General features: G+C 72.1%; 24 protein-coding genes. 5 read left to right on the top strand and 19 right to left on the bottom strand.

Annotated elements, in window-relative coordinates:
* Nucleotides 1–13: 13 nt before the first annotated feature.
* The gene (locus tag ACFZBU_RS28290; protein ID WP_391586481.1) at nucleotides 14–757 is read right to left on the bottom strand and encodes a redox-sensing transcriptional repressor Rex; all 744 of its coding nucleotides are present in this window, start codon (nucleotides 755–757) and stop codon (nucleotides 14–16) included.
* A gap of 278 nt (nucleotides 758–1035) precedes the next feature.
* Nucleotides 1036–1305 (bottom strand): glutaredoxin family protein, encoded by a 270-nt coding sequence (locus ACFZBU_RS28285; RefSeq protein WP_391586480.1) that lies wholly within the window; start codon nucleotides 1303–1305, stop codon nucleotides 1036–1038.
* A 164-nt stretch (nucleotides 1306–1469) separates the two neighbouring features.
* Between ACFZBU_RS28285 and ACFZBU_RS28280 the strand changes: the two genes are divergently transcribed.
* From ACFZBU_RS28280 to ACFZBU_RS28270, 3 genes are all read left to right on the top strand, one after another.
* Nucleotides 1470–2375: an HAD family hydrolase gene (locus ACFZBU_RS28280; RefSeq protein WP_391586479.1), complete on the top strand. Its 906-nt coding sequence runs from the start codon at nucleotides 1470–1472 to the stop codon at nucleotides 2373–2375.
* A gap of 310 nt (nucleotides 2376–2685) precedes the next feature.
* On the top strand, nucleotides 2686–3471 hold the full coding sequence (locus ACFZBU_RS28275; protein WP_391586478.1) for an ECF subfamily RNA polymerase sigma factor, BldN family: 786 nt from the start codon (nucleotides 2686–2688) through the stop codon (nucleotides 3469–3471).
* Between the two features lie 145 nt (nucleotides 3472–3616).
* Nucleotides 3617–4858 carry a DUF5667 domain-containing protein gene (locus ACFZBU_RS28270; protein ID WP_391586477.1) on the top strand — a complete coding sequence of 414 codons (1242 nt, stop codon included), beginning with the start codon at nucleotides 3617–3619 and terminating at the stop codon, nucleotides 4856–4858.
* Between the two features lie 118 nt (nucleotides 4859–4976).
* On the opposite strand, the gene ACFZBU_RS28265 is transcribed toward ACFZBU_RS28270, so the two are convergent.
* The 15 genes from ACFZBU_RS28265 to ACFZBU_RS28195 form a co-directional block, all read right to left on the bottom strand.
* On the bottom strand, nucleotides 4977–6158 hold the full coding sequence (locus tag ACFZBU_RS28265; protein ID WP_391586476.1) for a lysophospholipid acyltransferase family protein: 1182 nt from the start codon (nucleotides 6156–6158) through the stop codon (nucleotides 4977–4979).
* A complete protein-coding gene (locus ACFZBU_RS28260; RefSeq protein ID WP_391586475.1) occupies nucleotides 6151–7185 on the bottom strand; it encodes an NAD-dependent epimerase/dehydratase family protein in 1035 nt (344 codons plus the stop codon). Before ACFZBU_RS28260 ends, ACFZBU_RS28265 begins: the two co-directional genes overlap by 8 nt.
* A gap of 275 nt (nucleotides 7186–7460) precedes the next feature.
* Complete coding sequence (locus ACFZBU_RS28255) at nucleotides 7461–7559, bottom strand: 30S ribosomal protein bS22 (protein WP_012854759.1); 99 nt, start codon at nucleotides 7557–7559, stop codon at nucleotides 7461–7463.
* Between the two features lie 119 nt (nucleotides 7560–7678).
* A complete protein-coding gene (locus tag ACFZBU_RS28250; RefSeq protein WP_020549639.1) occupies nucleotides 7679–7882 on the bottom strand; it encodes a helix-turn-helix domain-containing protein in 204 nt (67 codons plus the stop codon).
* 146 nt (nucleotides 7883–8028) lie between these two features.
* Nucleotides 8029–8847 carry a phosphatase gene (locus ACFZBU_RS28245; protein ID WP_391586474.1) on the bottom strand — a complete coding sequence of 273 codons (819 nt, stop codon included), beginning with the start codon at nucleotides 8845–8847 and terminating at the stop codon, nucleotides 8029–8031.
* Between the two features lie 54 nt (nucleotides 8848–8901).
* The gene (locus tag ACFZBU_RS28240) at nucleotides 8902–10104 is read right to left on the bottom strand and encodes an acetoin utilization protein AcuC (protein ID WP_391586473.1); all 1203 of its coding nucleotides are present in this window, start codon (nucleotides 10102–10104) and stop codon (nucleotides 8902–8904) included.
* A gap of 32 nt (nucleotides 10105–10136) precedes the next feature.
* Nucleotides 10137–11336 (bottom strand): MFS transporter, encoded by a 1200-nt coding sequence (locus ACFZBU_RS28235; RefSeq protein ID WP_391586472.1) that lies wholly within the window; start codon nucleotides 11334–11336, stop codon nucleotides 10137–10139.
* 65 nt (nucleotides 11337–11401) lie between these two features.
* Nucleotides 11402–12085 carry an HAD family hydrolase gene (locus tag ACFZBU_RS28230; RefSeq protein WP_391586471.1) on the bottom strand — a complete coding sequence of 228 codons (684 nt, stop codon included), beginning with the start codon at nucleotides 12083–12085 and terminating at the stop codon, nucleotides 11402–11404.
* Nucleotides 12082–12891 (bottom strand): pyrroline-5-carboxylate reductase, encoded by an 810-nt coding sequence (gene proC / locus ACFZBU_RS28225; RefSeq protein ID WP_391586470.1) that lies wholly within the window; start codon nucleotides 12889–12891, stop codon nucleotides 12082–12084. Before proC ends, ACFZBU_RS28230 begins: the two co-directional genes overlap by 4 nt.
* Nucleotides 12892–12975: 84 nt before the next feature.
* Nucleotides 12976–13713 carry an ABC transporter permease gene (locus ACFZBU_RS28220; RefSeq protein WP_391586469.1) on the bottom strand — a complete coding sequence of 246 codons (738 nt, stop codon included), beginning with the start codon at nucleotides 13711–13713 and terminating at the stop codon, nucleotides 12976–12978.
* Nucleotides 13710–14525: an ABC transporter ATP-binding protein gene (locus ACFZBU_RS28215; protein ID WP_391586468.1), complete on the bottom strand. Its 816-nt coding sequence runs from the start codon at nucleotides 14523–14525 to the stop codon at nucleotides 13710–13712. The genes ACFZBU_RS28220 and ACFZBU_RS28215 overlap by 4 nt, the downstream gene beginning before the upstream one ends.
* A 138-nt stretch (nucleotides 14526–14663) precedes the next feature.
* Nucleotides 14664–16517, bottom strand: coding sequence for a dihydroxy-acid dehydratase (gene ilvD / locus ACFZBU_RS28210; protein WP_391586467.1), 1854 nt, complete (start codon nucleotides 16515–16517; stop codon nucleotides 14664–14666).
* Nucleotides 16518–16663: 146 nt separating this feature from the next.
* Entirely contained in the window at nucleotides 16664–17281 is a 618-nt protein-coding gene (locus ACFZBU_RS28205) for a TetR family transcriptional regulator (RefSeq protein ID WP_391586466.1), read from the bottom strand.
* Entirely contained in the window at nucleotides 17274–18089 is an 816-nt protein-coding gene (locus ACFZBU_RS28200) for a sugar phosphate isomerase/epimerase family protein (protein ID WP_391586569.1), read from the bottom strand. Before ACFZBU_RS28200 ends, ACFZBU_RS28205 begins: the two co-directional genes overlap by 8 nt.
* A gap of 170 nt (nucleotides 18090–18259) precedes the next feature.
* Nucleotides 18260–19186: a Ppx/GppA family phosphatase gene (locus ACFZBU_RS28195; protein WP_391586568.1), complete on the bottom strand. Its 927-nt coding sequence runs from the start codon at nucleotides 19184–19186 to the stop codon at nucleotides 18260–18262.
* A 294-nt stretch (nucleotides 19187–19480) separates the two neighbouring features.
* Here ACFZBU_RS28195 and ACFZBU_RS28190 point away from each other — a divergent pair, with 294 nt between their 5' ends.
* A complete protein-coding gene (locus ACFZBU_RS28190) occupies nucleotides 19481–20224 on the top strand; it encodes a hypothetical protein (RefSeq protein ID WP_391586465.1) in 744 nt (247 codons plus the stop codon).
* Between the two features lie 22 nt (nucleotides 20225–20246).
* On the opposite strand, the gene ACFZBU_RS28185 is transcribed toward ACFZBU_RS28190, so the two are convergent.
* Together ACFZBU_RS28185 and ACFZBU_RS28180 are read right to left on the bottom strand one after the other, a co-directional pair.
* Nucleotides 20247–21836 carry a hypothetical protein gene (locus ACFZBU_RS28185; RefSeq protein ID WP_391586464.1) on the bottom strand — a complete coding sequence of 530 codons (1590 nt, stop codon included), beginning with the start codon at nucleotides 21834–21836 and terminating at the stop codon, nucleotides 20247–20249.
* Nucleotides 21837–22022: 186 nt separating this feature from the next.
* A complete protein-coding gene (locus ACFZBU_RS28180) occupies nucleotides 22023–23528 on the bottom strand; it encodes a hypothetical protein (protein WP_391586463.1) in 1506 nt (501 codons plus the stop codon).
* A gap of 133 nt (nucleotides 23529–23661) precedes the next feature.
* On the opposite strand from ACFZBU_RS28180, the gene radA reads away from it, so the two are divergent.
* Nucleotides 23662–25053, top strand: a complete 1392-nt coding sequence (gene radA / locus ACFZBU_RS28175; protein ID WP_391586462.1) for a DNA repair protein RadA — start codon at nucleotides 23662–23664, stop codon at nucleotides 25051–25053.
* Nucleotides 25054–25339 lie beyond the last annotated feature (286 nt).

Below are 25339 nucleotides of genomic sequence, written 5' to 3'. Positions count from 1 at the left end.
ACGCGACAGCCGGTCACGCGGGCATCACCTCGGGAAGGTCGCCGCGGTCCCCCGGCTTCGAGGGTCGCGCCGGAACCGGTCCCGCGACGGGATCGAGACCGGATTTGCGCTGTTCGTGGAAGGCCAGGATCTGCAGTTCGATGGACAGATCCACCTTGCGCACGTCCACGCCCTCGGGAACCGAGAGCACGGTCGGCGCGAAGTTCAGGATGCTGGTGATCCCGGCGGCGACCAGTCGGTCGCACACCTCCTGCGCGGCCGGCGCGGGCGTGGTGATCACGCCGATCGACACGTGGTCCTCGCGCACGATCTGCTCGAGGTCGTCCATGTGCCGCACCGCCATGCCCGCGATCCGCTGACCGGTGACCGCCCGATCGGCGTCCAGGAGCGCCGCGACGCGGAACCCGCGCGAGGCGAACCCGCCGTAGTTGGCCAGGGCGTGACCCAGATTTCCTATGCCGATGATGGCGACCGGCCAGTCTTGGGTGAGCCCGAGTTCACGCGAGATTTGGTACACGAGATACTCGACGTCGTAACCGACACCACGGGTGCCGTAGGAGCCGAGATACGACAGGTCCTTGCGCAGCTTCGCCGAATTCACCCCGGCGGCAGCGGCGAGTTCCTCGGACGAGACCGTGGGAACACCCCGCTCCGACAGCGCACTGAGCGCCCGGAGGTACAGCGGAAGCCGCGCCACCGTCGCCTCGGGGATGCCACGTCCCCGCTGCGCCGGTCGCTCGGTACGCCCTGTAGCCACGCTGCTCCTGTGGGTGGGACCTGGGATTTCGATTGCCAGGTTAGGCTTTTGTGAACGTACGCACAAAGTAGGTGTCCGATTTGAGCGCCTGTCGTGATGCTCATCACGCCTTGGTTCCGATTCGGAGCGTGAACTCGCTCACAAGAGGTGACGTTCGGGTGGTCCATGCGTAGTCGTGATGTCCGACCGCGCACGACCCCTTACCGTACGTGTCGGCGAGATTCCCTCCCCCGGCCCCCTCGCCCCGCGCTCGGCCGCGGCCGAGGAGCGCTACCCGTTCAGCCGCCCAGGGCTCGGCGCAGCCGCCGCTCGTCCACCCGCCAGAAGTCGTGTTGTTTCCCGTCCACCAGGGTCACCGGGATCTGTTCCCAGTATTTGTGCTGGAGCTCGGCGTCCTGGGTGATGTCGACCTCCGTCCAGGTCGCGCCCAGTTCGCCGGTCACCCGTTCGATGACGACACGGGCGTCGTCACACAGGTGACAACCGGGCTTGCTGAGCAGCGTCACGGTGCGGGTCGCGGCGTCGGGGCGGCGGCGGAAGAGATTCACGTCCTCGATTGTCACCCGTCGGGGGCGCCGGCCAGAAGGCCGCTTCCGGCCCGGGTCGATCCGGTCGCGGCACCGCACCGACCGCACCGCGCTTCACCGACACGGCGCGGCACCGCAAGACAGCCGCCACACACCTGCAATACGCGCCTACTACGCTCGGCCACATGGTTCTCTTGCGCCGGCGATCGACGACCAAGAACACCAACGACCGTGCCGTGCGGGCGGGCGAGGCTGCGGCGGCGGCCGCCCACGCGAGCGCCCCGCCACGCGCCCCCGGCGAGGACGGCCTGCCCCCGCGGATCGGCGCCGCGTTCTTCGACCTGGACAACACCGTGATGCGCGGCGCGTCGATCTTCCACCTGGCCCGCGGCCTGTACGCCCGCCGGTTCTTCGGTGCCCGCGACATCGCCCGGTTCGGCTGGCAGCAGGCCCGGTTCCGGCTCGGCGGCGAGCACATGGGGCACGTGGGCGACGCCCAGGAGGCCGCGCTGTCGTTCGCGCGGGGCCACACGGTCGAGGAGATCCGGGTGATCGGCGAGGAGATCTTCGACGAGTGCATGGCGGACAAGATCTGGCCGGGCACCCGAGGATTGGCCCAGATGCACCTGGACGCGGGCCGTCAGGTGTGGCTGGTCACCGCCGCACCGATCGAGATCGCCACCACGATCGCCGGCCGACTGGGCCTGACCGGCGCACTGGGCACCGTCTCGGAGACCCGGGACGGGGTCTACACCGGCCGTCTGGTCGGCGAACTGCTGCACGGCGAGGCCAAGGCGGAGGCCGTGCGCGCCCTCGCGGACCGTGAGGGCCTGGATCTGACCGACTGTTCGGCCTACAGCGACTCGGCCAACGACATCCCGATGTTGACCCTCGTGGGCGATCCGTGCGCGGTCAATCCGGACGCCCGGCTGCGCCGCCACGCCCGGGCGTACGGGTGGCGCGTGAAGGACTACCGCACCGGTCGCAAGGCCGCCCGGATCGGCCTGCCGGCCGCCGCCGGGGTGGGTGCGGTCGCGGGCGCGCTGGTGGCCGGCACCGCGGTGCGACGCCGGGTGCCCGGCCGGATCTGAGCCGACCGGCAATATCCCCGCGCACCCCCTGCGACCTGCGACGAGGGGGTCGTTTCGGGCTGCCCGGGGCGCCCGGGCGACGGCAAGTTGTCCGCATATAGCACACCCGACCCGGGACAACCCGGCAAACACGCAAAGAGCACACAACAGCGGTCCATCCCGGTAGCTTCACAACGCCGATGGGCACACTTGGTATCCCTTCCTTTACTAAGCGTTATTCTCGATCGGCGCACAGCGGTGTCCAGGTTCCCTACTATGGGTGATCGATTCCGCACCGAACGTAATTACCGCTGAAGCAACAGGGAGTCCCGTGCACCGAATCGTCCGGGTTGACGTGTCCGGGCTGGCGACACTGCGTGCGGCGGTGTGCGCGAGCTTTGCCCCCCCGTCCGTAGGCTTCGCCGCCACCGCCGGTTACGGAGCCGGGGTCTGTTACGCGACCCCGGCCCAGCCCGTGGGCTTCGCCCTCGCGTCGCGCGCCGGCACCACCGAACCGACCCGTCCGACCCGAGGCTCCGGATACACCCGGGGGCCGGGTCCGGACGGCGAGGCCCGCCGCATCATGGCCCTCGTCGAACTCGCCCAGGACGGCGACGGCGACGCGTTCGCCCAGCTGTACGACAACTACTTCGACACCGTCTACCGGTACATCTACTACCGGGTCGGCGGCCGTGCCGTCGCCGAGGACCTGACCAGCGAGACCTTCCTGCGCGCGCTGCGCCGGATCGGCACCTTCACCTGGCAGGGCCGCGACTTCGGCGCGTGGCTGGTGACCATCGCCCGCAACCTGGTCGCCGACCACTTCAAGTCCAGCCGGTTCCGCCTCGAAGTCACCACCGGGGAGATGCTCGACGCCAACGAGGTCGAGTCCAGCCCCGAGGACTGCGTGCTGGAATCGTTGTCCAACGCAGCCCTCCTGGACGCCGTGCACAAGCTCAACCCCCAGCAGCAGGAGTGCGTGACCCTGCGCTTCCTGCAGGGACTCTCGGTCGCGGAGACCGCACAGATCATGGGTAAGAACGAGGGGGCGATCAAGACGTTGCAATACCGCGCCGTACGGACGCTCGCAAGGCTCCTGCCCGAGGACGTGCGGTGAATCACACTTCCGTAACCTTCGGGGTCTGCGGCTCGTTCTCCCCGATAGCGACCCCCTTCGGGGATCGTTGCGGCGGGGAGCCGCCCTGTGGCCCCCGACCCGGAGACTTCCCTGGACGGACATCCGGGGAGAGGAGGTGCGGCCTGTGAGCATTGCGGCCCTGGATCGGCGACCCGCGAACGCCTTCGCGCGAGCCCTCGACGAGAACGACCGCAACAACCGATCGGCAGAGCCTCTGCCCGCGCTGGTCCCGCTGTTGCGGACCGCCGAGCTGCTGCGCGATCGGTCCGAGTCGGCACCCGTACCGAGCACGGACTTTCGAGCCGCGCTACGGCAACGACTGCTGGACGAGGCCGCGGCGCTGCCCGCGACCGAGGGCGCGGCCACCGTGCCCGCTCCCCGGGGCGCGCATCGCCGCAAGGAGCTCGCCGCCCCGCCGCGCACCGTGCGCTGGCGTCGGCGCGCGGCCATCGCGGGCGCGTTCGTGGTGGCCGGCGGCGGCGGCCTCGGCGGGGTGGCCTATGCCAGCACCGACGCACTGCCCGGCGACATGACGTACGGCGTCAAGCGCACGGTCGAAGACTTCAAGATCTCGCTCGCGGACAACGACCACGAGCGCGGCGAGCGCTACCTACAGCAGGCCGAGACCCGGATGGGCGAGGCCGAACAGCTGCTCCGGCGGGCCGGACGCACGCCCACCGACAAGGCGACGGTGCGGCACCTGCGGCAGGTGCTCGACGACTGGCGCGACGAGGCCGACAAGGGTCGTGAGCTGCTCACCGACCACTTCCGCAAGAGCGGCAGCGACGGCTCGATGCGGAACCTGGCCGACTTCGCCCGCGCCGGCCACGAGCGCATGGACCGGATCGGCGACCGGTTGCCGCCGGAACTCTCCTCCGAACGCGACCGGGTCCGCACCCTGCTCACCGCGATCAACGAGCAGGTCGCCCCGATCGCGGGCACCGCCGGCAAAACCTCGTCCGGGCCCGCCGACGGTGGGCGCACCGGCGGCTCCCCGGCCGCTCCCGGCGCCCACCCGGGCGGCGGCGGCGCACCCGGCACCGGATCGCAACCGCTCGCCCCGCAACCCCCGGGCCCGGGCGGCACCGCGGCGAACGGCGCACCGCAGCCGAACGGCTCGGCGGCGCCGGGTGATTCCGCACCGCGGCAACAACCGCAACAAAACGGCGGCCTGCTTCCGGGGCTGAACATCCCGCTCCTCGGCGACGCACCCGCGGAGAGTCCCGCCGCCCGATCCGGCGGCGCGGACACCACCCCGACCCCGGCGAAGACGCCCAAGGGTCAGATCCTCCCGCCGCTGCTGCCCGGCCTGCCGGGCATCGGGCTCAACCTGCTCGGCCCCGCCGAGGAGGATCCGCCCGGCTGAGCCGGCACCCCGGCTCGACCACCGGCGACGACGCGAGCAGCTCGTGGACACCCGTCCACGAGCCGCTCGCGTCGTCGTGCGCCAAAAGCCTCGCTCCCGGCCCGCAACGCCCCTGGGCCTAGAAGAAGACCGACCGACGCTGCATCAACAGCCGGTAGATGGTGTGCTGGATGGTCTCGCGCACCTCGTCGGTGAGGTTGAAGACCACCATCGGGTCGTCCGCCGCCTCCTGCGCGTACGTGTCGGTGCGGATCGGCGCGCCGAACTCGATCCGCCACCGGGTCGGCAGCGGCACCAGGCCGAGCGGGCCCAGCAGCGGGAAGGTCGGGGTGATCGGGAAGTAGGGCAGGTTCAGCAACCGGGCGAGCGTTCGCACGTTGCCCACCATCGGAAAGATCTCCTCGGCGCCCACGATCGAGCACGGCACGATCGGCACCCCGGTGCGCAGCGCCGCCGAGACGAAACCGCCCCGCCCGAAGCGCTGCAACTTGTACCGCTCGCTGAACGGCTTGCCCAGGCCCTTGTAGCCCTCGGGCCACACGCCGACCAATTCGCCCTTCGCGAGCAGGCGTTCGGCGTCGGCGTGGCAGGCCAGGGTGTGCCCGCTCTTGCGCGCCACCGACCCCACCAGGGGCAGCTGGAAGACCAGGTCGGCGGCGAGCAGCCGCAGATTGCGCCGGCCGGGGTGGTGGTCGTGCACCGCGACCTGGGTCATCAGCGCGTCCACGGGCAGCGTGCCGGAGTGGTTCGCGACGATCAGCGCGCCGCCCTCGGCCGGGATGTTCTCCAGGCCGCTGACCTCGATCCGGAAGTACTGCTCGTAGACCACCCGCAGCGCGGCCATCAGCTTGTCGTTGAGCTCGGGGTCGAAGCCGAACTCGTCCACCTCGTAGTCGCCGGCGATCCGCCGGCGAAGGAAGGCGAGCCCGTCCGCGGCCTTGTCCTCCCAGCCCGGTCCGGCCACGCCGTCCAGCAGCCCGGCGGCGGCACCGCCCACGACCCCGCCGACCGCACCCGCGAGCGACCCGAGCAACGAGCGACCGCTCCCCGGTGCCCGCCTGGGCCCCGGGCCCGCGCCTTCCGCACGCTCGCGAACCGGCCGCTCCCCGGTCGGTTGCTCGTCGGCCGAACGCTCCCCGGTCGGGCGCCCGTCGATCGACCGCACCGGCACCTCGCCCTCGACCGGCTCGGGCACCCGGACCGCCCGCGCGGGTCGGGTGGGCCGTCGCCCCGACCGGGGCGCGGGGGTCCGCGCACCGGAAGCGGCACCGTCGAAGGGAATGATCCGGGCGTCACCCATCGGGGCTCCTCCTGGTGAGCAGCAACGTGGCGAGTCGATCGGGCACCTGGGCCAGGCGCCTCGGGTCGAACAAGCCGGCCGAATGTCGACCCCAGGCGTAGTCGGCGAACGTCTCGGCCGTGTTCCTGGCGGCGACGAAGCCCAGTTTCTCCCGGGCACGCGTGGGGTCGACCACACGCCCGTGGGTGAGCAGCCGCACCTGCTCGGCGGACAGGTGCACCGAACCCGCGCGGCGCAAACCCTGATTGACCAGACCGATCGCGGCGGCCGGGAAGGGCATCACCGGTCGGCCCAGCCGACGGGCGGCCTGGGACAGGAACAGCACGCCCTCGGCGGCGATGTTGTAGGTGCCCGGCCGATCGGCCAGCACGGCGATCCGCAGCGCCTCCAGCAGGTCGTCCTCGTGCACGAACTGCAGGCGCGGGTCGTAGCCGAGCACGGTCGGCAACACCGGGAGCCCGAAGTAGGAGCCCATCGGCGAATCGGTGCGCGGCCCGAGCTGCGGCGCGAACCGCAGCACCGTGACCGCGACATCCGGCCGGCGCCGGGCGAAGCCGCGCACGTAGCCCTCGATCTCGACGGCGTCCTTGGCCCAGCCCGCGGAGGGCTGCACGCGCGGTTCGGTGTCCTCCGCGAACAGCGCGGGATCGCGCGGCGAACCGCCGTAGACGGCGGTGGTCGAGCGCACCACGAGGCGGCGGATCGACGGCGCCTTCTGGCAGGCGGCGAGCAGCTGCATGGTGCCGATGACGTTGGTCTCCTTGACCGAGACCGCGCCGCCCTGGGTCGCCGGCACCTCGCTGGGGCTCAGGTGCACCACGGTGTCCACCGCCGCCGATGCGACCACCTTGGCGATCATCGGGTTGCGGATGTCGGCGAGCACGAAGTCCACGCCGTCGGGTTTGGTCGCGGGCTCGACCATGTCGACCCCGATCACCCGATCGACGCCGGGCTCGTCGCGGATCATCCGCACGAAATCGGCCCCCGGGTCGCCGGCTACACCGGTGACCATGACGACACGTCCCATGCTGTGCCTGCCCCCGCCCATGTTTGCTCGCCAGGTGATCGCCATGCAGCCGAATGGTTACGGAACGCATACGCGAGACGACAAGTTCCAACGTATCCGTCCCGACTACCCACCGGGCGCGCGTTTACGAGGCGTTCACACCGACTCCGTCCATCCGGGTGCCGGGACATCCGCTCGCCACGCCCCGAAACGCACGACGACCGCCCGACGCGTCCCCCGAAGGGAACACGACGGGCGGTCGCCCAAGGCTTCAGCGGCATACGCCGGTGGGATGCCTACTTCTTGTTGCGACGCTGCACACGCGTCTTCTTGAGAAGCTTGCGGTGCTTCTTCTTCGCCATGCGCTTGCGACGCTTCTTGATGACAGAGCCCACCGACAACCCTCGCTCACGTGACGTTCCTACCGCGCGGAGCCGGATCAGCCCGCACAACTGGGGGCCAGCCTACTCGCCGCCCCGGCCCACCTCTAAACGAGGCGGTCCGTAATGCCCCCCTACGCTGTTTCCACGTAGGAGTCTCGCAGGTAGTCGTGGACGGCCTGCTCCGGAACTCGGAAGGACCGACCAACCCTGATGGCCGGCATCTCGCCACTGTGGACCAGGCGATACACCGTCATCTTGGACACCCGCATCACCGCGGCCACCTCGGCCACAGTCAAGAAGTTGACCTCGTTGAGAGGCCTCTCTCCAGAAGCCATGACGCACCGAACCATTCAGCACGCGTCGGGCGCCGGCTTCCCCTCCGGCGACTGCCACACGCACGTGCGTCCCTCCAGAGTAGTGGCGTGTGGTACCAGTGGGGAAGAGGAGTAGTTATCCCACCTGAATCGCCCATCAGGCTGTTTTATGGATTGATTCCGGACAGTCCGGACCGGTCGAGCAGATAGGCCATGAGCGGTTCGTACAGGTGTGGCGCGACGTTGTCGTCGAGCGGGACGACCACCTCGACCCGGCCCTCCTCCGCCGCCACGAACAGCGCGGGGTCGTTGCAATCCGCGAAGCCGATCGTGGAAACACCCGCCTGACCTGCACCTCCGGCCCAGCCGTGGTCACCGATCAGCAGATCCGGGAGCGGCTCGCGCGCAGCCGCCAACTCGGCCAGCATCGCCCGGACGCCGCGCGCGGAGTGGGTGTGCCGGAAGTCTCCCTCGTCGTCGACGACCATCGCCACATCGCCCCGGTAGCGGATCGTGCGACCCTGCCCGCCCTCGGCGGTGGGCGTGCGATAGGCCCATCCGGCGGCGGGGCGCAGGAGCGTACACCCGGCGCCGCGCAGCACACGCGCCAGTGTGCCGTACCACTCCTGTAGCCCTTTCGGGTGACCCGTGGCCACGATCACCCGCTCGCGGCGCTCGGCGGCCAGCGCCACCCGGTCCGCGTACGCGTCCAGGGCGGCGATGGTCAGATCCGGGTCGATGGTGTCCTGGCCGTTGCGGTGCGCCGGGTCGGCGACCACTCCGCAGCGACGCACCATCAGGGCCAGCACGTCGTCCGCGTTCCACCGACCGTCCGGTTCGAGGCCGAACAGGTGCCCGGGGTGCCGCTCGCTCATCAGTCGGTAGTGCCGGAGGTTGTTCTCCCTCGTGGTCGCCACGTCGCCGGCGATCCGGCCGCGCACGAGGTGGGAGCGAAGCTCCGCGGGGGTGGGAACCGCAACGGTCACGCACAGCTCCTTGGGTCACGGGTCGAGGTCACGGCAGGCGTCGGGGGCGCCGGATCACAGGTCGAACATCGGGTCGAGACCGTGCGCCGGGAAGACCGCCCGCCGAGTGGCCAGAATTGATTGGTCGGTCCGGTCCGCCGGGTCGTAGCCCGTAGAGAACGGCCGAAAATCGCCGGTCCCGCCGTCGGTCATCCGCTGTGGTCCCGTCTCGCGGGTCAACATCCGGACCTCCTCGCGCCAGTCGAGCGGCACGTCCCGGGCGGGATCGATGGGGTGCCCGGCCGCCTCGGCCACCAGGTGGGTCCAGGTGCGCGGGACCACGTCCACCGCCGCGTAGCCCCCGCCGCCGGTGGCGATCCAGCGCCCGCCGGCGTGTGCGTGCGCGAGTGCGTGCAGCGCGGCGTGCGCCGTGCGCTGCGCGTCCACGCTCAGCGCGAGGTGGGCGAGTGGGTCCTCCACGTGGGTGTCCGCGCCGTGCTGGCTGACCAACACGTCCGGGCGAAAGGCGGCGAGCAGCGGCGGCACCACGGCGTCGAACGTGCGCAGCCAGGCCGCGTCGGCGATCCCGGGCGGGAGCGCGACGTTGACCGCGAAGCCCTCGGCGTCCGGGCCGCCGATCTCGTCCGGGAAGCCGGTGCCCGGGAACAGGAAGCGCGGGCTCTCGTGCAGGCTGACGGTGAGCACGCGCGGGTCGTCCCAGAACGCCCGCTGCACCCCGTCGCCGTGGTGCACGTCGATGTCCACGTAGGCGACCCGTTCGGCGCCGAGTTCGAGCAGGCGTGCGATCGCCAGCGCGGGGTCGTTGTAGACACAGAATCCGGCCGCGGCGGCGGGCATCGCGTGGTGCAGACCGCCCGCGAAGTTGATCGCGTGGTCGGCGCCGTCCGGGTGTTCTGGTCCCAGCCACACCGCGTCGGCCGCGGCGATCGAGGCGCCGGCGATCAGCGCGGACACGTCGTGCATGTCCGCGAACGCGGGGGTGTCCTCGGTGCCGATCCCGAACGCCGGATCGGCGTTTCGGGGGTCGAGCGAGGCGGCGCGCACGGCGGCGACGTAGGCGTCGGTGTGCACCATGGCCAGTTGCTCGTCGGTGGCGACGTGCGGTGCGCGCACCCGCAGTTCCGGCAGGTTGTGCAGGCCGAACGCGCGGATCAGGTCGATGGTCAGGCGCAGGCGTACCGGCTTCATCGGATGCCACGAGCCGAAGTCGTAACCGGTCATCCGGTCGTCCCACATCACCTGCACGGCTCGACTCATGCGGTCACGCTACCGTCCGGGCCGGCCCGCGATCATCGGTCGTGAGCGGGTTCACCGTGCGGGGCGAAGGCGCGGGCCAGCGGCACCACGGCGAGCACCAGGAACAGCGGCACCAGCATCGCGACGCGGAACGAGGCGAGGTCGGCGATCCCGCCCACGAGCGGGGTGCCGACCAGGAAGCCGACGTAGTTGAAGATGTTGAGTCGGGCCACCGCCTCGTCCGCGTCCTGCGGCGACTGGCGCCCGCCCGCGGCGAACGTCTGCGGGACCAGGACGCACAGGCCCACGCCCAGGATCACGAAGCCGAGCAGACCCACCGCGGCGTGCGGGGCGGCCAGGACCACCGCGAAGCCGGCGGCGGCGACCACGGCTCCGCCGCGGACCACGTTGACCATGCCCCAGCGGCGGACGCCCAGGTCGCCCACGCTGCGGCCGATCAGTGTGGTGATCATGTAGGCGATGTAGGGGACCACCGCGAACGCCTCGGAGCTGTCCAGCACCTTCTCCAGGTAGACCGCGCTCCAGTTGGCCACCGTCGAGTCGCCGATGTAGGCGAACGTCATCACCAGGCACAGCGGGATCAGCGGGCGCCAGGGCAGCCTGCGGGCGGAGCGATCCGGGTCGGCGACCGACGTCGCGGTGTCGGTGCCCAGGTAGCCGGGGCCGACCACGAGCAGGGCCGGCACGGTGACCACGACGGCTCCCGCGTACATCCACACCAGCGGGACGTCACCCCACGCACACAGCCCGGCGGCGCCGGCGCCGGCCAGGCCGCCGAGGCTGTACGAGGCGTGGAAGCCGAGCATGATGCTGCGCCCGGCCCGGGCCTGGATCGCCACGCCCTGCATGTTCATCGTGGCGTCCACCGCACCGAGGGAGAGCCCGAACACGAAGAGCACGATGGCCAGTTGCCACAGCCGATCGCCCGCACCGACGCCGATCAGGACCGCGCAGACGATCGGCTGGGACACCCGCAGCACCATCCGACTGCCGAAGCGCCTGGCCAGCGCGCCGGCGATCACGCTGCCCACGCCCGCCACGATCGGCACCACCGACAGGACCGCGGTCAGCGTGCCGTCGCCCATGTCGTAGCGGCGCTGGATCGCCGGGATCCGGGTCACCAGGAGGGCGAAGGACGCGCCCTGGATCAGGAAGCACGCGAGCAGGCTGAACCGCGCGCGGCGCAACATCTCGTCCTTGGACGGCCCGGCCGCCGGTTCGGTCACCTGCATGGGCGTGCACGCTACCGACGGGTCACTTCGACGGACAGAGGCCGGGAAGATCTTTTGATGAATCGTCAGATTCCGCGGCCCGGAAAACCGGGTGAAACCGTCCCGATTCCCAGCAGCTCCGGCAGGTCGGCCATGTCCTTGAACAACGAATCGGCGTCCGCCAGCCGCTCCGGCGGGGTCATCGCGGCATAGCCGTGGACGGTCATCCCCGCCGCCCGCGCGGCCTCGACCCCCAGCGGGCTGTCCTCGATCACCACGCAGCGCGCCGGGTCGACGCCCATCGTGGCCGCCGCGTGCAGGAACAGATCGGGCGCGGGCTTGCCCTGCGCGACGTCCTGGCTGCTGAACCGCACCGCGTCGGGAAAGTGCCCGATCAGGTCGGTCCGGGTCAGCGCGAGCCGGATCCGCTCGTGCGTGCCGGACGAGGCCAGGCAGTACGGGACACCCGCGAGGTCGAGTGCGGCGAGCACGTCGGCGATCCCGGCCACGGCCCGCAGTTCGGCCCGGAACCCGGCGAACACCCGCTCGTGGTAGACGTGATCGAAGTCGTCGGGCAGCGTGACGCCGGCCCGCTCGCGCACGATCGTGTGCACGCGGGCCATGGTGCCGCCGAGGTAGTCGCGCAGCGAGTCCTCGTAGCTGGTGGGCACGCCCAGCTCGGTGAGCAGGCCGGCGAGCGCGCGATTGGCGATCGGCTCGCTGTCCACCAGCACCCCGTCGTTGTCGAAGAGCACCAGCCCGGGCTTCACTTGAGGCCCTCGGCGATCTCCTGCGACCGGTTGCTCGCGGCCTCCAGCGCGGCCAGCAGCGCGGCCCGCACGCCGTGGTTCTCCAACTCGCGGATCGCGGCGATCGTGGTGCCGGCCGGGGAGGTCACCGCCTCGCGCAGCAGCGTGGGGTGCTCGCCCGAGTCGCGCAGCATCACCGACGCGCCGATCGCGGCCTGCACGATCAGGTCGTGTGCGGCGGCGCGCGGCAGCCCGAGCAGGATGCCGGCGTCGGTCATCGCCTCGACCAGGAAGTAGAAGTAGGCCGGGCCGGAGCCGGACAGCGCGGTGACCGCGTCCTGCTGCTTCTCCGGGACACGGATGGTCTTGCCGACCGAACCGAAGATCTCCTCGACCCGCGCCAGGTGCTCCTCGGTGGCGTGCGCACCGCCGGAGATCGCGCTCATCCCCTCGTCCACCAGTACGGGCGTGTTCGACATGACCCGCACCACCGGGGTGCCGGCGGCCAGGCGTGCCTCCAGGAAGGAGGTGGTGATGCCCGCCGCGCCGCTGACGACCAGCCGGTCGGCGGGCACGTGCGGGGCCAGCTCGTCCATCAGCGCGGCCATGTCCTGCGGCTTGACCGTCAGGATCAGGATGTCGGCCGCCTTGGCGGCCTCGGCGTTGCCGACCGCCTCCACGCCGTAGCGGCGGCGCAGATCCTCGGCACGCTCGGCCCGGCGCGTGGTGACCAGGAGATCGCCCGGGCTCTTGCCCGCCCGGATCATCCCGGACAACAGCGCTTCACCGATTTTCCCGGTGCCGACGACGGCGACCCGCTGAGCCATGGCCCCACACTTTCTCGCGTCCGTTGCTCCACCGGAGGCACGCCGGGTGCCTCCAGTGGCCACCGTACGGTACGTACACGTGTCCTATGGGGTGCGCCGGCGCAGGGTCAGCGCACCGAGCCCGAGAGCCGCGAGCGCACAGCCGGCGACCACCGCGATATCGCGAAGCAGCAGGCCGGAGACCTCGCTGTCGGTGGTCAGTCGGAGCATCGCGTCCACCGCGTAGGACAGCGGAAGCACGTCGGAGACGGCTTCGAGCGCCGGCTGCATCTGCTCCCGCGGCACGAACAGCCCGCACAGCAGGAACTGCGGCAGGATCACCGCGGGCAGGAACTGCACGGCCTGGAACTCGGTGTGGGCGAAGGCGCTCACCAGCAGTCCGAGGGCGAGTCCGAGCAGCGCGTCCAGCACCGCGACGCACAGGATCAGCCAGGTCGGCCCGGCCACGTCCAGACCCAGCAGTGCGATCGCGAGACCGGTGGCCACGGCCGCCTGGACCACCGCGACCAGACCGAAGGCGAGCGCGTAGCCGCCGATCAGTTGCAGCTTGCCGATCGGCATGGTGAGCAGCCGCTCCAGCGTGCCGGTGGACCGCTCGCGCAGCGTGGCCACCGAGGTGACCAGGAACATCACCACGAACGGGAAGATCCCCAGCAGCGGTCCGCCGATGTGGTCGAACTTGCGCGGGTCGGCGTCGTAGAGCCAGTACAGCAGCGTGAGCAGCACGCAGGGCACGAGCAGCATGAGCGCGATGGTGCGCGGGTCGTGCCGCAACTGGGCGAGCACGCGGCGCGCGGTGGCGGTGGTGGCGGTGCCGGTCATGACGCGCTCCCGGAGGCCGAGGCCGAGGACTCCGCCGAGGACTCGGGCGGGGACGAAGGCGAGGGGGTGGTGGAGGTCGAGCCCGGCCCGGCCGCCGCGTCGACCAGTGCGAGGAAGGCCGACTCCGCGTCCCGCGTCCCGGTGCGCGTCAGCAGCGCGGCCGGGGTGTCGTCGGCGAGCAGCACACCGTCGCGCAGCAGCAACAGCCGCTCGCAGCGCTCGGCCTCGTCCATCACGTGGCTGGACACCAGCAGCGTGACGCCGGTGTCGGCGAGCCGGTGGAACAGGCCCCACAGGTCGCGCCGCAACACCGGGTCGAGGCCGACCGTGGGCTCGTCCAGGACCAGGAGCTCCGGTGCCCCCAGCAGCGCGGCGGCCAGCGAGACCCGGGCCCGCTGCCCGCCGGACAGCCGGGCCACCGCCGCGTCCTGGCGGTCGACCAGGTCCACCTCGCCGAGCACCCGGTCCACCTCGCTCGCCGCGGCGCCCAGGATCGAACCGAAGTAGCGCAGGTTCTCCCGCACGGTCAGGTCCGCGTAGACCGACGGCGCCTGGGTCACATAGCCGATCGCGCTGCGCAGCCTGCGGTGACCGGCGGGCCGGCCCAACACGTCCAGCCGCCCGCTCACCCGCGACTGCACGCCGACGATCGCGCGCATCAGCGTGCTCTTGCCGCAACCGCTCGGCCCGAGCAGCCCGGTGACGCTCCCGCGCGGCACCACGAACGAGACGTCGTCGAGCACCACGCGCCCACCACGTACGACCCGCAGCCCCTCGGCCCGGATCGCGTCGCCTCCGGAATAATTCATCATGTGTTGAATATGAGCCTGTCGCCCCACGCCGTCAAGCGTTCCGGGCATTCCTGTTCACCGCGTCGGCCCGATGAGTGCGAACGCCGAAAGGGGCGCCCCGGCCGCAGCCGGGACGCCCCTTTCGAAAAGCGCCGTGGGTCAGTCGAACATCGACACGTCGCGCACCGCGCCGCGGTCCGCGCTGGTGGCCATCGCCGCGTACGCCTTCAACGCGGTGCTGACCACCCGGTCGCGGTCGACCGGGCGGTACTTGCCCAGGTCGTGCAGCAGCCGCTCGCGACGCTCGGCCAGCTCCTCGAAGGAGACCTCCAGCTCGATGCGCCGGTTCGGGATGTCGATGGTGATGATGTCGCCGTCCTTGACCAGCGCGATCGTGCCGCCGGCCGCCGCCTCCGGTGAGACGTGCCCGATGGACAGACCCGAGGTGCCGCCGGAGAAGCGCCCGTCGGTGATCAGCGCACACTTCGCGCCGAGCCCGCGGCCCTTGAGGAAGGACGTCGGGTAGAGCATCTCCTGCATGCCCGGACCGCCCTTGGGGCCCTCGTAGCGCACGACCACGACGTCGCCCTCCTTGACCCGCTTGGTCAGGATCGCGTCGACGGCCGCCTCCTGCGACTCGACCACCACGGCCGGCCCGGAGAAGGTCCAGATCGACTCGTCCACGCCCGCGGTCTTGACCACGCAGCCCGCCTCGGCGAGGTTGCCGTACAGGATGCCCAGGCCGCCGTCCTTGCTGTACGCGTGCTCGACGTCGCGGATGCAGCCTGCGGCCACGTCCAGGTCGAGCGAGTCCCAGCGCTCGGACTGGCTGAACGCGGTGGCCGAACGCACGCAGCCGGGCGCCGCGTGGAACAGCTCGACCGCCTCGGCGGAGGGCGAGCCGCCGCGCACGTCCCAGGTCTTGAGCCACTCGGCGAGCGAATCGGTGTGCACCGAGCGCACGTCCTCGTGCAGCAGCCCGGCGCGGTACAGCTCGCCGAGCAGCGCGGGCACGCCGCCCGCGCGGTGCACGTCCTCCACGTGGTACGGCGCGTTGTTCGGCGCCACCTTGGCCAGACACGGCACGCGCCGCGAGAGCGCGTCGATGTCGGCCATGGTGAAGTCCATCTCGGCCTCCTGCGCGGCCGCGAGCAGGTGCAGGATGGTGTTGGTCGAGCCGCCCATGGCGATGTCCATCGCCATCGCGTTCTCGAACGCCTGCCGGGTCGCCACGTTGCGCGGCAGCACGCTCTCGTCGTCCTGCTCGTAGTAGCGCTTGGTGATCTCCACCACCGTGCTGCCCGCGTTCTCGTACAGCGCCCTGCGCGCGGTGTGCGTCGCGAGCACCGAGCCGTTGCCCGGCAGCGCCAGGCCCATCGCCTCGACCAGGAAGTTCATCGAGTTGGCGGTGAACATGCCCGCACACGAACCGCACGTGGGACACGCGGCGTCCTCGATCCGCTCCAGGTCCTCGTCGGAGACCCGGTCGGAGGCGGAGTCGGAGATCGCGGTGATCAGGTCCAGGTGCGGACGCACCCGGCCGTCCACCATGACCGCCGTACCGGCCTCCATCGGACCGCCGGAGACGAACACGGCCGGGATGTTCAGCCGCAGCGCGGCCATCAGCATGCCGGGGGTGATCTTGTCGCAGTTCGACACGCACACCATGGCGTCGGCCTGGTGCGCGTTGACCATGTACTCCACGGCGTCGGCGATCAGCTCGCGCGAGGGCAGCGAGTAGAGCATGCCCGAGTGGCCCATCGCGATGCCGTCGTCGACGGCGATCGTGTTGAACTCGCGCGGGATGCCGCCCGCCGCGGAGATCGCCTCGGACACGATCCGGCCGACCGGCTGGAGGTGGGTGTGCCCCGGTACGAACTCGGTGAAGCTGTTGGCGACCGCGATGATCGGCTTGCCGAAGTCTTCACGCTTGACGCCTGCGGCCATGAGGAGCGCGCGAGCGCCCGCCATTTCGCGACCGTGGGTGACCGTCCGAGACCTGAGTTGCGGCACTGCACACACCCTCTCAGCAATTGGTCCGGTGGATCCGGGGTGCTTTCGAGCTTACGTCCGCGAACGGGAACGACGGGGCGGACGTCCACCATGCGACCCGCCGCGGGCCGGTCCCGGGTGGGCGTCCGCCCCCGCCCGGTCGGCGCTCAGCCGGTCAGATGGCGCTGCAGGATCGGCGCGAGTCGGTCCGCGACGTGGGCCGCCGACGTCGAGGCGATCGGCTCCAGCCGCAGCACGTAGCGGGTGAGCGCGACCCCCAGGAGTTGGCTCACGCACAGGTTCGCCCGCAGCGCCCCGTCCTCGCCGCCGATCCCCTCGGCCAGGCGCGCGATCAGTTCGGCGCCGACGAACTCGCGAAACGCCGGGTTGCCGCCGTCGGACACCGCGGTGCGCAGGATGGCCAGCAACCGGGTTCCGGTGTCCGGGTGCTCCCACAACGTCACGAACGCCTCGGCCAGGCGCTCGCCCGCATGCTCGACGCCCGCCGCGAACACCCGGCCGATCAGCTCCTCGGGCTCCAGCGGCAGGTCCATCGCGGCGATGAACACCCGGTCCTTGGGGCCGAAGTAGTGGTGCACGAGCGCCGGATCCACCCCCGCACCGCGGGCGATCGCGCGCACCGACGCACCGGCGTAGCCGCGCGCGGCGAACTCGGCGCGGGCCGCCTCCAGGATGCCCTCGCGGGTCGCCGAGGCGTCGCCGCGCCGGCCGGGCGGTCGGCCCGGACCGCGCCGCGCGCCGGCCGCGGTTCGCGCCTCAGCCATAGCGCCGCTCCGCCTCCGCCTCGGCCGCCAGATGCAGCCGGGTGTACGCGAGCGCCTCGGCCAGATCCCCCTCGCGTTCGGCGCGCGAGGCGGCTCGGCGGGTGTTGACCTCCAGCACGATCGCCCCGGCGAACGAGGTGCGGGCGAGGTGTTCGAGCAGTTCCGCGCACGGTTGGGTGCCGCGCCCGGGCACCAGGTGCTCGTCCTTGAGCGAGCCGCTCCCGTCGGCCAGGTGCACATGCCCCAGCCGGTCGCCCATCCGGGCCAGCATGTCCAGCGCGTCCGAGCGCGAGGTCGCGGTGTGCGACAGGTCGAGCGTGAAGTGCCGGTAGTCCTCGTCGGAGGGGTCCCAGTCCGGCGCGTACGCGGCGACCTCCTTGTCCCGGTAGCGCAGCGGGAACATGTTCTCCACCGCGAACAGCACGTCGGTCTCGCCCGCCATGCGGTCGATGCCGCGCACGAAGTCGCGGGCATAGCTGCGCTGCCAGCGAAACGGCGGATGCACCACGACGGTCTTCGCGCCGAGTCGCTCCGCCGCGTCCCGCGCACGCACCAGCTTGGTCCACGGGTCCGTCCCCCACACCCGCTGGGTGATCAGCAGGCAGGGCGCGTGTACGGACACGATCGGCACGCCGTGGTGGTCGGACAACCGGCGCAACGCCTCGATGTCCTGACTGACCGGGTCGGTCGAGACCATGACCTCGACCCCGTCGTAGCCCAGCCGGGCCGCGATCTCGAAACCGTCGGCGGTGGACTCGGGATAGACGGAGGCGGTGGACAGGGCGATCTTCGCGTCGGGGACGCGCAGAACCGCGTCCGGCACCCGCGCCTCGGACGTGTCGGCCCCCGTACCGTGGAGTATGTCGTGGTCGGCCACGTCGCCCAGAGTAGAACCATCCGCCGCCCACCCGGCCATTTCCCACCCATCGGTACGGGCGATCCGCGCGCCGGCCACGGCATCCGGGTGACCGGCCGGCCTCAGTCCATCCAGTCCAGCCGCCGCAGGATGATGCCCTCGCGCAGCGCCCACGGACACACCTCCACGGCGTTCACGTCGAACAGGTCCAACGCCGCGTCGGCCACTATCGCGCCCGCGACCAGTTGCGGGGCCCGACCCACGGACACCCCCGGCAGACCGGCCCGCTCGCTCGCGGCCATCGCCGCGAGCCGGGGCAACCATTCGGCCAGGCCGGCCCGGCTGAGCGAGCGCTTGACGTAGGGACCCTCACCCGAGGACGCCGCGCCGGCTATCCGGGCCAGCTGCTTGAACGTCTTGGACGTGGCCACCACGTGGTCGGGCCGGCCGAGCCGGCTGAACTCGGCGACCGTGCGGGCGATCTCCGCGCGCACGTGCTTGCGCAGTACCCGCATCTCGTCCGGCGACGGCGGGTCGGTGTGCAGCCAGGACCGGGTGAGCCGGCCCGCGCCCAGCGGCAGCGAGGCCGCCGCGTCCGGCTCCTCGTCCACGCCCGCCGCGATCTCCAGCGACCCACCGCCGATGTCGAGCACGAGCAGCCGCCCGGAGGACCAGCCGAACCAACGACGCACCGCCAGGAACGTCAGCCGGGCCTCGTCGGCGCCGGTGAGCACCTGGAGGTCCACGCCGGTCTCGCGGCGCACCCGATCGAGCACCGCCTCGGAGTTGGCCGCCTCGCGCACCGCGGACGTGGCGAACGGCAGCAGGTCCTCGACGCCCTTGTCCTCGGCGATCTCCAGGGCGGCGGCCATCGTCCGGACCAGCAGATCGACCCCGTGCGGGGCGATGCTCCCGTCCGGCTCCAGGAGCTCCGCCAGGCGCAGCTCGCGCTTGTGCGAGTACGCGGGAAGGGGTCGAGCACCCTGATGGGCGTCGACCACGAGCAGGTGGACCGTATTGGAGCCCACGTCGAGAACACCGAGTCGCATGGTCATGAAGGTAATCCGTCGCCCCCGGCGCGCGAGCGGGGGCGTTCCCTCGGTTGCCACACCTTTGCCCGACGGACCCCCCGGCCGCGAGCCCGAGGCCGGGTCCGGCGGATCCCGGTGGGGCCGCGCCGCCCGGCATCCGGCCTACGGGCTCCGCGCTGCGCCCGCCTCGCCGCACCGGGGAAACAGCGAAGGGAACGACTGTGCGGCCGCTTCTCCGGCACGCCGAGCCACGGCACCCGACGACGCGACCTGATCCACCAGGATCCGCCGGACACGGCCTAGGCTTGTCCCGTGCCTGAGGTAGACCTGGATTTTCCGCGCGCTTGGTTCGAATTCCCCGACCCCGAGGACGCCGATCAGCTCTTTCGCTGCGACCTGACCTGGCTGACCTCGCGTTGGCAGTGCATCTTCGGCTCCGGCTGCCACGGGGTGGTGGCCGGGCGGGCGCCCGACGGGTGCTGCTCGCTGGGCGCGCACTGGTCGGACGAGGACGACGAGACACGGGTGCTGACGTGGGCCGAACGGCTCACCCCGCAGACCTGGCAGTTCCACGACCTGGCCATGGAGCAGGGCGTCAGCGAGTTCGAGGACGGCGACAAGCGCACGCGCCTGGTCGACGGAGCGTGCGTGTTCCTGAATCGGCCCGGCTTCGCCGGCGGCACGGGCTGTTCGCTGCACGCCCTCGCGCTGCGGGAGGGCGTGCACCCGCTGGAGACCAAGCCGGATGTCTGCTGGCAGCTGCCGGTGCGCCGGACCTACGACTGGATCGACCGGCCGGACGAGACCCGCGTGCTGATGGTGACCATCGGCGAGTACGACCGCCGGGGCTGGGGACCGGGCGGCCACGACCTGCACTGGTGGTGCACCGGAAGCACCGAGGCGCACGGCGCGGGCGAGCCGGTGTACGAGTCGTACGGCCCGGAGCTGCGTGAATTGATGGGCGAGGCGGCATACGCGGTGCTGGTCGCGGCATGTCAGGCCAGGCTGGCGGCCGGCCGGCCGTTCGCCCCGCACCCGGCGGATCCGATCGACTGAGCCCGGCCGGGTCGGGTTCGGCTCAGCCGGTCGGCTCGGGGCTGCGCGGCGGCGGCGTGCTCGCGGGGGGTGTGCTCGGCGGCGGGGTGGAGGGCGTCGGCTCACCGGTACTGCCCTCGACGGTGATCACGGTGCCGCCCGGATCCACCACCATCCTGGCCGTCCACGCCCCCCGCGGGGCCCGCTTGGAATCGACCGAGACGGTGACGGTGTCCTGCTGCCCCGGGGCGAGCGTGCCGTGTGCGGGGCTCGGGCGCAGCCAGGTCGCCGCCGTGCGGGCCTGCCAGTCGACCGGGACCGAGCCGATGTTGCGCAACGTGACGACCGTGCGATCACCGGTGTGGGTGGCGCTGACCAGAGGCGGCACGGGAGCGGGCGGCCCGGGCTGCGGGAGTACGGCGACACCGGGCGCGACCACCTCGGCGGCGAGCGGGGCGGGCGCCGGCGCGGAGGAGGTCGGGGCGAAGCCGGGTCCGCGCGGCGCGCCCGGGGCGGCGGGGCTCCCCGTCGTCGCCGGCGATCTCGCCGGCCCGATCGGCGGCGAGGCCGTGCCGGGGCCGGCCGGGCTCTCCACCCGTGCGGAGGCGATGGTGACCGCCTTGGCGCCGGACTCGCCGGCGGATCCGCCGGACGCCTGCCACAGGGCCAGCGCGGGCGCGGCGACCACCGCGGCCACCACGACCGCCGCGATCACCGTGGCCCGGCGTCGGTTGCCGCGCTCGACCACGCCGGCCCGAAAGACCGGGAAGCCGGCCCGGTCGAACTCGGCGACCCGCCGGGCGATCTCCGGCGGCCGCTGGGCCGAGCGCCCCTTGCCGACCTCACCCAGCACCTCGATCCGCAGCGCCGCCGGCGGCGCGACCAGCGCAAGGGCGACCGGCGCCGCCGCCGCACCCGTGGTCGGCGCCAGGTAGGTCGCGGCGCGGCGCACGTGCGGTCCGCACCGCCGACACGTCTCCACGTGCGCGATCAGCCGCTCGCGCAGCGCGGAGGTGAGCCGCCCGGTGGCCAGTTCCTGGCCCTCTGGGCACCCGGACGAGGCCTCGACGCCGGCGATCGCCGCCCGGGTCCGGTCCACCTCCCGACCGGCCGCCAGCAGCAGGCTGCGGGCGTGCTGTTCGTCGCAGCCGAGCACGGCGGCCAGGCCGCGCGGGTCGAGCCCGTGTCGCACGGACAGTTCGAGCGCCTCGCGCTGCTCCGGTACCAGGCCCACGGCGTCCGGCCAGGCCAGTTCGTCCAGGTCGCCGCGCCGGGCGGGAGGGCGGCCCGCCTCGGTGCCGGGAAACAGATCGGCGGGCTCGTCGGCGCCCGCGGCCAGCGGCGGCAGGCTGCGCTCGTGTGCCCACACCACCCGCACGTCCTCGGGCCGCCCCGGCCCGGTGCCCACCCGCACGTGGGCGTCCAGGCGGACCAGGCACTCGTACCGGGCGAGCGCGTACAACCACGGTTTGAGCAGGTCCAGGTCGGGGAGCCGGCCGATGTGACGATCGGCCAGCACGAACGTGCTGCGCAGCGACTCCGCCGCCGCGTGGTGATCTCGGAGCACCGAGAGGCAGTAGGTGTAGAGCCCTTCGGCGTAGGCGTCGTAGGCGGCGCGTCCCCATGACAGCACCGCGGCGGGGGGAGCGGAGCAAGGAGCTCCGCCAGGAGCGGCTCCCGGGCCGGTTACCGAATCCGTCACGCTGGTGAACGTAGGTGTCCGAGAGCCGTCGACTCAGGCGATTTGCACTTTCATACGCCTTTCGAGGTCGACAATCATACTTTCGAGTGAATGTCCGTCACCTTTGGCCGGATTCTTTCATCGAACGTCCGCACGACGCCCCTCGCCGTTGACCACGAGCGAAGCACCCGTCGGATTCGCCGAAAGGATCACCTTCCACGTGGTGGCCGGGGTCCTGTCCGAATTCGCGGAGATCGTGATCGATATCGACTGACCATTGGCCAGCGTCCCGGAATTCGGACTCACCGTGAGCCAATCATTTTCCGCCATGCCCACGGACCACGTGACCGGCCCGCCGGTCGCGGTGAGCCGGACGGTCTGCGCGGCGCCGTCCGCGCCGAGCTCCACCGACGTGCGCGACCACGCGAGCGTGCCCCGCGGCGCCGGGTTGCCCGTCGTCTCCAGCGCCCGCGGCCGATTCACCGGCACCCCGCCCGCCGACGCGGGGCCGGCCGTCGAGGGCTTGGCGCTCCTGCTGGTGCGGGCGGTCGGCTTCGCGCTGTCGGCGCGCGTACTCGGCACCGAGGTCGGCGCACTCGACCCGGGCGACCTCGACGGGGCGACACTCGGGGCGGGCGCGAGCGCGGACACCGCGGGCGGCCGGCCGACCACCGGCTGATCCGGCGCCTCGGTCGAACCCAGCGCGACCGGCGATCCCGCGTCCCCGTCGCCCGGGCGCACCAGCACGGCCAGGCCGAGCACCAGCGCCACGGCCACCGCCCCCGTCACCACGACCGGAACCCGCGAGCGGGGCCTGCCCATCCCCTTCGGGAAGCCGCTCCGGTCGACCGGCCCGCCGCCCTCCCACCCGCCTGCGGCCGTCGTCCCGGCCCCGAGCAACCCGGTCCGGATCGAATACGGCGCCGCGGGCGGTACTGCGGCGACCAGCACCGCCCGCGCGTCCACCTTCCCCGGCCGCAACACCACACAGTCGGGGCACGAGTCGACGTGCAGGTAGAGCGGTTGGCGCAGCGACGCCTCCACCGCCGCACCCGCGTCCGGCAGCAGCAGCGCGAGTTCGGGGCAGTCCCGCCGCGCGTGCGTGGCCACCGCGTACACCGCGAGCGCGTGCTCGAACTGCTCCCGAGCGCGGATCAACGCCCGCTCCACCCGCCGCTCGGAGAGCGCCAGCACATCGGCCAGTTCGCGCTCGTGCAGGCCGTGCCGTACGGACAGGTCCAGCGCGATCCGCTCGACCTCGTCCACCGCCCACAACGCGTACGGGACCAGGGGCACCAGGCGCCGGCGATCGGGCACGCTCCAGGCCGCCCCGCCCGCGGCCAACACCTGCTCGACCACCCCGGGCCCGCGTCGGTCGACCGCCGTCAGGGCACACTCGGCCCGGGCCAGCCCGTACAGCAGCGCCCGGGCCCGGCCCGGCTCGCGCAGCGCGCGGATCCGCTCGGGCGCCACCGCCAGCGTCGCGCGCACCGCCTGTGCCGCGACCCCCGGCTCGTATCCCAGCGCCACGCAGAACCCGAACAGGGCGTCGCCATGGGCGTCGTACAGCGCGACGGCATCGGGCGCCGCACCGCTCACGTCCGTCGTACCCGACCCCTGCCCCGCAACGTCCCCACCCGCCATGCCGCCTCACGGTAGGGAGAACGTCCCATGGTCACCATCGCTTTGCCGGCTCGGTGACAGGATCAAGACATTCCGACCATGATCGATCGGCGGCCGGCGATCGATGTCGGCGCGGGCCGTTAACGTTCCTGGCATGGCCAGGACCACCACGAAGGATCGCCCGTCGTACCGCTGCACCGAATGCGGCTGGACCGGGCCGAAATGGCTGGGCCGCTGCAACGAGTGCCACGCCTGGGGCACGGTCGAGGAGTTCGGCGCGCCCAAGGCCCGTTCGATCGTCGCCGGACCCGTCACCACCGCCGCGCTGCCGATCGGCCGGATCGACGTCCAGGCGGCCAAGTTCCGCTCGACCGGCGTGGAGGAACTGGACCGCGTGCTGGGCGGCGGCCTGGTCCCGGGCGCGGTCGTGCTGCTCGCGGGCGAGCCCGGCGTCGGCAAGTCCACCCTGCTGCTGGACGTGGCCAGCAAGTCCGCCTCGCCGGCCGCGCGCACGCTCTACATCACCGGCGAGGAGTCCGCCGCCCAGGTCCGGCTGCGCGCGGGCCGGATCGGCGCGCTGAACGAGGAGCTCTACCTCGCCGCCGAGACCGACCTCGCCGCGCTGATCAGCCACGTCGACGCGGTCAAGCCCGCACTGCTCGTGGTCGACTCGGTGCAGACCATCGCCTCGCCCGCGATCGACGGCGCGCCCGGCGGCGTGTCCCAGATCCGCGAGGTCACCGGCGCGCTGATCCGCATCGCCAAGGAACGCAACATCGCCACCGTCCTGGTCGGCCACGTCACCAAGGACGGCTCGATCGCCGGCCCCCGCGTGCTGGAGCACCTGGTCGACGTCGTGTTGCACTTCGAGGGCGACCGGCATGCCCGGCTGCGCCTGGTCCGCGCGATCAAGAACCGCTACGGCACGGCGGACGAGGTCGGCTGCTTCGAGCTGCACGACGAGGGCATCACCGGGCTGACCGACCCCAGCGGCCTGTTCCTGACCCAGCGCCAGGAGCCGGTCTCCGGCACGTGCGTCACGGTCACCCTGGAGGGCAAGCGCCCGCTCGTGGTCGAGGTACAGGCGTTGGTGGCACCGTCCCAGATCCCCACCCCGCGCCGGGCCACCTCGGGGCTCGACTCGGCCCGGATGGGCATGGTGCTCGCGGTCCTGGAGCGACGCGGCGGGGTGCGGCTGGAGAAGACCGAGATCTACACCGCCACCGTCGGCGGCGTGAAGCTCACCGAGCCGGCCGCCGACCTGGCCGCGGCCCTCGCGCTGGCGGGCGCCGCCGCCGACCACCCGCTGCCGTCCAAGCTGGTCGCGGTCGGCGAGGTCGGCCTCGCCGGCGAGATCCGTCGGGCCACCGGCGTGCAGCGCCGGCTCGCCGAGGCATTCAGGCTCGGCTTCACCCACGCGCTGGTGCCGCCCGACCCGGGCAAGATCCCCAAGGGCATGAAGGTGATCGAGGTGGCCGACATCCGCGAGGCACTGCGCGCGTTCAACCTGGTCTCGCACCGCGAGCGCAAGGCCGACCGCGAGTGAGCGGGCCGCCGCGGGCCCGCCCGGACACGACGCAGGCGGTACCGCGCCATGCCGGCCGGCAACTTTCCGGTGCCCCGAGGAGTGACCACGTGTCGCCTCGGAGATACTCGACAAGCGGAACGGCATGCGCGACCTGTGCCGAAACACGGCTTCGGGCCGGATAAGGCGACCGGTCGGCGGCCGGGAGGCACTAGACTTTTCCACCGATCTTCCGACGTAGCGGCCGACCTGTGTCGACCGCAGGTCCTGAGGCGCTCCCGGCCGTGCATACCGGAGCAAATGCCCG

This window comes from Embleya sp. NPDC008237 (assembly GCF_042956465.1).
In the GTDB taxonomy this organism is placed as follows: domain Bacteria; phylum Actinomycetota; class Actinomycetes; order Streptomycetales; family Streptomycetaceae; genus Embleya.
Note: the sequence above shows the minus strand (reverse complement) of the source record. Positions and strands in the feature narration are given on the sequence as shown.

Excerpts from the sequence above, each read along its gene's own strand:
- ACFZBU_RS28280 (WP_391586479.1), top strand. The coding sequence starts at position 1,470 with ATGGTTCTCTTGCGCCGGCGATCGACGACCAAGAACACCAACGACCGT.
- ACFZBU_RS28265 (WP_391586476.1), bottom strand. The coding sequence starts at position 6,158 with ATGGGTGACGCCCGGATCATTCCCTTCGACGGTGCCGCTTCCGGTGCG.
- ACFZBU_RS28260 (WP_391586475.1), bottom strand. The coding sequence starts at position 7,185 with ATGGGACGTGTCGTCATGGTCACCGGTGTAGCCGGCGACCCGGGGGCC.
- ACFZBU_RS28250 (WP_020549639.1), bottom strand. The coding sequence starts at position 7,882 with ATGGCTTCTGGAGAGAGGCCTCTCAACGAGGTCAACTTCTTGACTGTG.
- ACFZBU_RS28240 (WP_391586473.1), bottom strand. The coding sequence starts at position 10,104 with ATGAGTCGAGCCGTGCAGGTGATGTGGGACGACCGGATGACCGGTTAC.
- ACFZBU_RS28235 (WP_391586472.1), bottom strand. The coding sequence starts at position 11,336 with ATGCAGGTGACCGAACCGGCGGCCGGGCCGTCCAAGGACGAGATGTTG.
- proC (WP_391586470.1), bottom strand. The coding sequence starts at position 12,891 with ATGGCTCAGCGGGTCGCCGTCGTCGGCACCGGGAAAATCGGTGAAGCG.
- ACFZBU_RS28220 (WP_391586469.1), bottom strand. The coding sequence starts at position 13,713 with ATGACCGGCACCGCCACCACCGCCACCGCGCGCCGCGTGCTCGCCCAG.
- ACFZBU_RS28215 (WP_391586468.1), bottom strand. The coding sequence starts at position 14,525 with ATGATGAATTATTCCGGAGGCGACGCGATCCGGGCCGAGGGGCTGCGG.
- ACFZBU_RS28205 (WP_391586466.1), bottom strand. The coding sequence starts at position 17,281 with ATGGCTGAGGCGCGAACCGCGGCCGGCGCGCGGCGCGGTCCGGGCCGA.
- ACFZBU_RS28195 (WP_391586568.1), bottom strand. The coding sequence starts at position 19,186 with ATGCGACTCGGTGTTCTCGACGTGGGCTCCAATACGGTCCACCTGCTC.
- ACFZBU_RS28180 (WP_391586463.1), bottom strand. The coding sequence starts at position 23,528 with ATGGCGGGTGGGGACGTTGCGGGGCAGGGGTCGGGTACGACGGACGTG.
- radA (WP_391586462.1), top strand. The coding sequence starts at position 23,662 with ATGGCCAGGACCACCACGAAGGATCGCCCGTCGTACCGCTGCACCGAA.